Origin of the sequence: Streptomyces sp. ADI95-17, assembly GCF_003846175.1 — a bacterium.
Classification (GTDB): domain Bacteria; phylum Actinomycetota; class Actinomycetes; order Streptomycetales; family Streptomycetaceae; genus Streptomyces; species Streptomyces sanglieri.
The window spans coordinates 201,149-208,281 of record NZ_ML123055.1; the positions used below are offsets into that span (position 1 = coordinate 201,149).

Genomic DNA, 7,133 nt, shown 5'->3' on the forward strand with positions numbered 1-7,133 from the left:
CGCTGGGCTTCTTCGAGCTGGTCTTCGAGGATGACGACGCGGCAGGCGGCCTCGATGGCGGTGCCCTGGTCGACGAGTTCCCGGGCGCGGGCGGCGATGCGCAGCTGGTAGCGGGAGTAGCGGCGGTCGCCGCCGGTCGGGGTCACGAGAATGGCGTTGCGCCCCTGTCGAAGGGGTGCGGGTGTGGCTGGGCGACAAGATCCGGCGGCGGAGGGCATGACCCGAGACTGAGCCGTGCCGGGGCCCTTGAACCGGGCGGCGGTCAAGGGGGTCACGCGTCGCGTTGTACGCACTCCGTCGGCCAATTTGGCATGCCCATGTATCAAATAGGTCACGGCGGGGGTGCTTCGGCCTGCCCTGTGGAGACGCTCACAGGTGTCGGCAGGACCCTCTGCCTGTCGACGCCCCGGCGGATTCCGGTGGCGTTGGCCGGGCACCCCGCGGCGCGCTACGCCGGACCACACACCACGGAGGTCCAACGTTGCAGACCAGCAGGCGCCGCGGCGCCGTCCGCGCGCTCCTTACGGGGGCCCTGGCCCTCGGCCTCGTGTCCGTCACCACCGCCACGGCTCGGGCGGCCGAACCCGCCACGAACGGAGCTTCGTACGCCACCGCCCGGGCCGCCGCGGGCGCGGACTGCTCCGGATCGGTGTCGATCTACGGAGCGCTGGCCGACGGCCGTCTGACCTACTCCCAGATAGATCCCTCGAGCGGCGACCGGCTCAAGACACTGGTGGGACCCGACCTCGGCTTCGTCCCGAAGGCGATGGCGACACTGAACTTCAACACCGTGCTGGCCACCGACAGCGCGGGCACGCTCTACCGGATCGACGTGAAGACCAACAACCTCTCGCTCGCTCTGATGAGCTCGCCGGTGCAGATTGGCACCGGCTGGACCCACGACAAGCTCGTGTACGACGGACACGGCCACCTGTACGGGACCGCTGGCGGCATGCTGTTCCAGTACCTGGTCTCCCAGCCCAAGCCGGCCGGATCCGAACACATCGGCCAGCGCCGCGAGATTGGCAGCGGCTTCGTCCTAAAAACGCTTGCCTCCACGGGTGACGACCGGCTGCTCGCGAACACCGCGGACGGGCGGCTCGTCGAGTACCGGATCGACAGCGCGGGCGCCTGGTCGAGCAAACTGCTGGCGTCGGCCAACTGGTCGGGCTTCGAGAAGCTGGTCTCTCCCGGCGGCGGCCTCTACTACGGCGTGACGTCGGCCGGCGGCATGTACTGGTACCAGGACGTGAATCCCACCGACGGCTCCGGAAGCGACATCGTCTACCACAACGACGACCCGGTCGACACGTCCGGCTGGGCCCAGATCCTGCTGTCCGCCGAGCCGGAGACCGCCACCTGCGTAGGCCACGACTACGCCTACGTGCTGCCCCAGCCCGCGGTTCCCCGCAGCGAATTGGACGACCCCCACCACGACTACGCGGCCATCGACATCCAGGTCCCGATCGGCACACCGGTGTACGCGGTCACGCGCGGCACGGTCGGCTACATCGACGGCGGCTTTGGCAACGGCATCACCCTGACGAGCGCCGACGGCACGACGTACATCTACGGCCACCTCGACTCGCGGGGTGTCGCTGCCGGGACCACGGTGACGCCCGGCCAGTACCTCGGGAAATCCGGGAACACGGGACAGTCCACCGGGCCGCACCTCCACTTCGAGATCCGGATCGGCGGGGTGAAGCACTGCCCGCAGCCGCTGCTTCTCGCTCTGTACGACGGCGTGACACCTCCGGCGCCGAGCAGCCTCCCCACCAGCGGCTGTTCCTACTGACCGCCTGACGGGCCGAGCCCGGCGCCGTATTGGAGTTCATACAGATAGAGGGCGCGGGGCTGCGACCTGGGCGTTTCCCGCCTGCGGGAACCATGCGTCCGGATCTGACACTCGCTTCCCACGCACGAAAGCGGCGCCGCACCCCTGACGAAGGGGTGCGGCGCCGCTGATGTCGTGTCACCCGGCCGGGCGGGCGGCCGGGCGGCCGGTCAAGCGCTGCGACGTGTGGGCACGGCGGACAGATGCCGCTGCGGGGCGGGGAGCGCCGGGGCGGCAAGGGCGCCAGCCTTGATGGCCTCGGTCGCCTCGCGCAGCGCCTCCTCCATCTCCTCCTGCGAGGCGTACCCGGCGAAGTACGGGTGGATGAAGTAGCTGCGGTAGCGGCCCTCGGGCCGCAGGACGATGTTCCGCTCGACCAGATGGTTCATCGCGATGGACGTTCGGTTCTTGCTGAGCCCCACGCGCGCCCGCAGCTCGGCCTGTGAGGCGTTCACCTCGCCGCCGGGGCGCTGGACATCCATCATCGCGCTCAGCAAGTCGTAGTCGGCCTTGGCGAGCTCCAGGCAGTGCAGCTGCGCGAACCCGAGGTGAGCTTGAATCAGCATGCCTCTTCCTCCACGTCGTTGTCGCCGAACGCCAGCTGCCGCGTGCGCGGCGCCGGTGCGGCCGGGGCCGTGAACTCCGGGAAGCTCTCGCTCGCCGCCTTCTCCAGCGCCCCTACATCTTCCCGCATCTCCGGAAAGTGCTTCCGCAGCGCCGCCCTGGCGCCCTGCCGCAACTGCTCCAGGGCCTCTTGCTGGAGGTCGCCGTTGCCCTTGAAGCAGATCAGCGGGTTGACCACGATCAGCGAGTTAGCGCGGCGCTGGAGCATGTGCCAGTTCTCCAGGCTGCCCAGAGCCCGGGTGACGTTCGCGCGCTCGACTCCGAGGTGCCGGGCGACCTTGATGTGGGTGATCTTCAGGCGCCCTTCGACCTGGCGGCCCATACAGAGCAGCAGGACCGCCGACTGCACGGGCGACATCCCGTACCGCGCGATCAGCGCCGCCAGGACGTCGGACAGGAAGGCGTTGCTGACCATGCTGTAGCCGCTGCGGCCCCACGCATTGTGGGGAGCCTGGTACGTGTACTCGACGTTCGCGGACCGCACAGGCCGGCCGGGCTTCGGCGGCGTACGGTCCAGCGCCCTGGCGAAACTGTCCGCCAGCGGAGACTCACGGGCTCATCGCGATTCGTCGACCGCCGGCCCCTGTCCTCGCACTCGATGAATCCGGAAGGGAAGTGCGGTGGGCACCCTGACTTGAAGTCACTGCGTCACCTTCATGCCTCTGTCGAGCCACACCGCGCGGGTGTCGGTCGGCGGCGGCACGCTATCAGTGAGCCAGCCCGAGGGCGGCAAGGAGCACTGCGGGCCCATGCCGACCGACACCCTGGACGCTACGGCTGCAGACCGAGCATCTGGGGTCGATTCAACAAGTCAGGAGCCTGGAGCCAACTCGTCAAAGCGTCCCCGTGACAGTCCTGTCCCTCCGGCCGGCGACAGCGTGCACCCCACGCTACCGACCGAAGGGAACGCGGTGGATAACAACGAGCAGCACAGGTCCGGGCACGTCGTGATCGGCGTCGACACACACAAGCATGTGTACGTCGCTGCAGTGATGGACACGATCGGCGGGATCCTGGCGACCTTGACGATCCCCACCGACACCGGCGGATTTCAGCAACTCCTGGACTGGGCAGGCTCATACGGCAGGATTCTGGCCTTCGGAATCGAGGGTACCGGCTCCTACGGCGCCACCCTGGCCTCGTTCCTTCGACGGGCCGGGCACAAGGTGGTCGAGGCCGGCCGCCCGGACCGGCGGCTGCGACGGATGAACGGCAAGTCCGACACCCTGGACGCCGAGAACGCCGCCCGAGCCGTCCTGGCAGGGTTCGCGACGGCCACGCCCGAGAGCGCCGACGGTGAAGCCGAGATGATCCGGCACCTCAAGATCGCCCATGACCAGGCCGTCGAACAGCGCTCAGCGGCGATGGCCACCATGAAAGCGATGCTTGTCCACGCTCCTGATCTCTTGCGCAACGAGACCACGGGCAAAACTCAAATCGCTCTGGCCCGGCGCCTGGCGGGCCTGCTTCCTCGACAGCTGGAGGGCCCCGAGGACGCACTGCGTCACGCCCTTCGAACACTGGCCAAACGGTGGCAGTACCTCGACGCCGAGGCCAGGGAACTGACGAAAATGATCGCTGAGCCGGTCCACCGTGCCGCCCCGCAACTACTCGAACCATTCGGCATCGGTGTGGACACCGCCGCGGAGATCCTCGTCGTGGCCGGCGACAACTTCGAACGCATCAAGTCCGAAGCCGCCCTCGCCAAGCTTGCGGGCATCGCTCCTGTGCCCACCGGCTCCGGCATGACCAGCGGCAGGCACCGCATCAACCACGGCGGCCACCGCCAGCTCAACGCCGCGATCTACCGCACCGTCATCGTCCGCATGCGATTCCACCAACCGACGATCGACTACGTCACCCGCCGCACCGCCGAGGGCAAGACGAAACGCGAGACCATCCGCTGCCTCAAACGCTACGTCATCCGCGAGGTCTACCACTTGATCCGACCCGCACCACGGACCGTCCCCACAACGAGTTGACAACTATAGGAGCGTCAACGCCCTGGCCGAGTCATTCTTCCAGGGCCTCAAGCGCGAGTTGCTCCATGGATACCGCTGGACCTCGAAGGCGCACACCCGGCTCGAGCTCTTCCGCTGGATGACGTACTACAACCTCCGCCGCCGCCACTCCGCGCTCGGCTATCTCACACCGGCCGAGTTCGAACAACGACTGATCACGTCACGTACGCTGTCACTCGTCGCATGAAACCCGGCGTCCACTCCCGGGGATCAACCTCACTGCGGCGTACTCCCCGGCGACGGCGGCCCCGTCCGCCCAGGCCGTGTCCTGCGAGACCGGCCGACACGGAGGAGGTGGAGCCCGGCGTCTCAGCCGCGTGTGAACCAGCCTCGGGGCTGATGTGTTTGGCGGCGCAGTCGTCGCCTGTAGCGGGACTCCAGTCGGCGCGCCTCGCTCCCGAGGTAGCTCCTCGCGTTCCCCTCGTCGGCCAGTGTGTTTGTCAGTTGCGCCAACATGGCAGCCGCGCGCTCGAATTCGCCGGACTCACCGAGGCTGCGCGCGTGGGCGAAGAAGGTCTTCGCGGGCCATCTCCGGTCTTTGCTGTCACCAAGGGCCGCCAATTCGTCGTAGTATCGCGCGGCCGTCTCGTAATCCTGCATGAGGTAGGCGTCGTCGGCCACGGTCAGGTGGATGTCACGGCGATGGGAGTCTTCGGCAGGCAGTCCACGTACGAGGTCGGGCAGCAGGCGCTCCAGGATGGCCCTACGCCGCTTCACATCCTCGAACCTGTCTTGCGACAGCCCCTTGCACAGGCCCGTGGCCAGCTCGGCGCGGGCGTGCAGGGTGACCGGGTCGAAGGGGCCCAGTACATCCTGCGCCACCTTGATGACCTCGCGCATTTTGGCCGTCACCGCAGTCCTGTCCGCGTGCTCCGACTGAATCTGGTGCCCCAGCAGCAGCGCCCGTGCCTCGATCGTCCGCCGATCCTGTTCGCCGAAGACTCTCCGCAACTTCGGAACGGTTCGGGCCAGAGCCGTGTCGGTCGGGTCCCGGAGCCATAACCGCCGGGCACGGACGAGGACGGCCTCCGTGGTCAGTGGGTCGTCCGGGCCCAGTTCCCGCTGGGCCTCGGGGATCAGCGCACCTAGCAGTTCCTGGAACTCGCCGATGTCGGAGTCATCGGGCAGCGCCACGATCTGGCCCAGCCGACGACGCAGCGCGGCACGCACCGGCTCCGCACCCTCGTCGAGGACCGTGGGCGTGTACGAGGGGGGTTGAGGCGTCGTGCTCGGCCGCGGCACGGTGGGCTCAGCGCCCTGGGCCAGCGATGTCAGGCGTTGCGCGACAGCGGCTGCGTGCGGCGGCCGGCCGACCGCTTCCTTGGACAGGAGGTCGAGGACGAGCTGGTCGGCGGTGGCGGAGAGCGAGGGGGTGAACGCGCTCGGCCGCGGCGGCGGTGCGCCGATGTGCTGGGCGTACAGCTCCTGCCACGACGTCCCGAGGAATGGAAGTCGGCCGGTCCACATCTCCATCAGCAGGCAGCCGAGCGAGTACAGGTCCGAGCGCGCGTCCACCGCGCCCCGGAAGCGTTCCGGAGCCATGTACAGAGCGGTGCCGATGATGCCGTTCCCGGTGAGATCGGTTCGGGAGAGCTGGCGCCGGGCAATGCCGAAGTCGAGGACCTTGAGGGTGTCCGCCGCTCCGATGATCACGTTCGCGGGTTTGATGTCGCGGTGCACGATCCCCGCCGAGTGGGCCGCCTCCAGCGCCGAGCAGATCCGCACGGCCCAGCCGACGGAGTCGTGGAAGCCGGGCAAGCCGCGCCGAAGTACGTCCGCGAGACTCTCTCCTCGCACCAACTCCATCACCAGATAAACGAGTTCCCGCTCCTCCCAGTCGATGTGGGCGAAGTCGTGGACAGTCACGATGTGGGGATGTGCGAGAGAGCCGGCAAGTTCCGCCTCCCGCACAAACCGGCGGGCGTCCTCCACGTTGTCCGGAACCCCGGTCTTCACCGCGACGTCGCGATTCATACGCAGATCACGGCCCTGCCAGACAGTGCCGAACCCTCCGGCGCCCAGCCGGGAATCCAACCTGTAACGCCCATCCAGTACATCCCCAGCCTGCGGCACGTTCTCTTCCCTCCGTATCACTGCCATCACCGACTTCCCGCATTCTTGAGTCCGAGCACGGCCGTTGTCATCAGATCGACAGCAACAACTGGCTGCTGCTGGAGCCGGTTCGGATGCTGTTGCCTCTGCCGGGACGCAGTCGGGGCCGGGTCCGGCGGGGGTGCACCCTCGTGGGGCTCGGGGACGGGAAACCGCCGCTCACCCCGTACGACGTCGACCACGGCGACGAGCGCACGCAGGCCGTCCGGCTGGCCAGGCTCCGGGCCCTCAAGCACCACGCCGGGTACGTCGACCTCCTGACCGAGCAGGATGCGCTGTTCGCTCTGGACCACGGGGCGGACATCGAGAAGATCGCCGAGGCCCTGGGCGTCACCCGCCAGGCAGTCGCCAAGCGGTGGGGCCACCTCCGGCAGGGAGAGAACGTTGCCGTGGCCATCTCCCGGGCCGAGGCGACGTAGGCCATCGTCGCCGTGGACGGCAGCGTGCGGCGCGTCTACGAGATCGCCCCCGGCAGCTGGGAGGAAGTCGAGCCGCGGCTGTGGCAGTTCGATGCCATCGGCGACCGCGAGCTGACCATCTGA

At 68.3% G+C, this 7,133-nt stretch carries 6 protein-coding genes and 2 pseudogenes; 4 read left to right on the top strand and 4 right to left on the bottom strand.

The genetic code is table 11. The features are described from left to right. Positions 1–149, bottom strand: a pseudogene (locus tag EES42_RS47035) (MerR family transcriptional regulator); the annotation flags it as partial. Positions 150–481: 332 nt separating this feature from the next. On the opposite strand from EES42_RS47035, the gene EES42_RS42305 reads away from it, so the two are divergent. After that, a complete protein-coding gene (locus EES42_RS42305; protein WP_164495556.1) occupies positions 482–1,795 on the top strand; it encodes a peptidoglycan DD-metalloendopeptidase family protein in 1,314 nt (437 codons plus the stop codon). Positions 1,796–2,004: 209 nt separating this feature from the next. On the opposite strand, the gene EES42_RS42310 is transcribed toward EES42_RS42305, so the two are convergent. After that, positions 2,005–2,400 (bottom strand): hypothetical protein, encoded by a 396-nt coding sequence (locus EES42_RS42310; protein WP_124723514.1) that lies wholly within the window; start codon positions 2,398–2,400, stop codon positions 2,005–2,007. Next, positions 2,394–2,942 carry a replication/maintenance protein RepL gene (locus EES42_RS42315; RefSeq protein ID WP_206433911.1) on the bottom strand — a complete coding sequence of 183 codons (549 nt, stop codon included), beginning with the start codon at positions 2,940–2,942 and terminating at the stop codon, positions 2,394–2,396. Before EES42_RS42315 ends, EES42_RS42310 begins: the two co-directional genes overlap by 7 nt. 265 nt (positions 2,943–3,207) lie before the next feature. On the opposite strand from EES42_RS42315, the gene EES42_RS42320 reads away from it, so the two are divergent. Together EES42_RS42320 and EES42_RS42325 are read left to right on the top strand one after the other, a co-directional pair. Further along, on the top strand, positions 3,208–4,440 hold the full coding sequence (locus EES42_RS42320; protein ID WP_241196947.1) for an IS110 family RNA-guided transposase: 1,233 nt from the start codon (positions 3,208–3,210) through the stop codon (positions 4,438–4,440). Between the two features lie 16 nt (positions 4,441–4,456). Continuing rightward, positions 4,457–4,666: pseudogene (locus EES42_RS42325) on the top strand (integrase core domain-containing protein); the annotation flags it as partial. A 122-nt stretch (positions 4,667–4,788) separates the two neighbouring features. Here the strand turns inward: EES42_RS42325 and EES42_RS42330 are convergent. Next, positions 4,789–6,579, bottom strand: a complete 1,791-nt coding sequence (locus tag EES42_RS42330; RefSeq protein ID WP_124723516.1) for a serine/threonine-protein kinase — start codon at positions 6,577–6,579, stop codon at positions 4,789–4,791. A gap of 143 nt (positions 6,580–6,722) precedes the next feature. Here EES42_RS42330 and EES42_RS42335 point away from each other — a divergent pair, with 143 nt between their 5' ends. Next, on the top strand, positions 6,723–7,010 hold the full coding sequence (locus EES42_RS42335) for a hypothetical protein (protein ID WP_124723517.1): 288 nt from the start codon (positions 6,723–6,725) through the stop codon (positions 7,008–7,010). Positions 7,011–7,133: the final 123 nt, after the last annotated feature.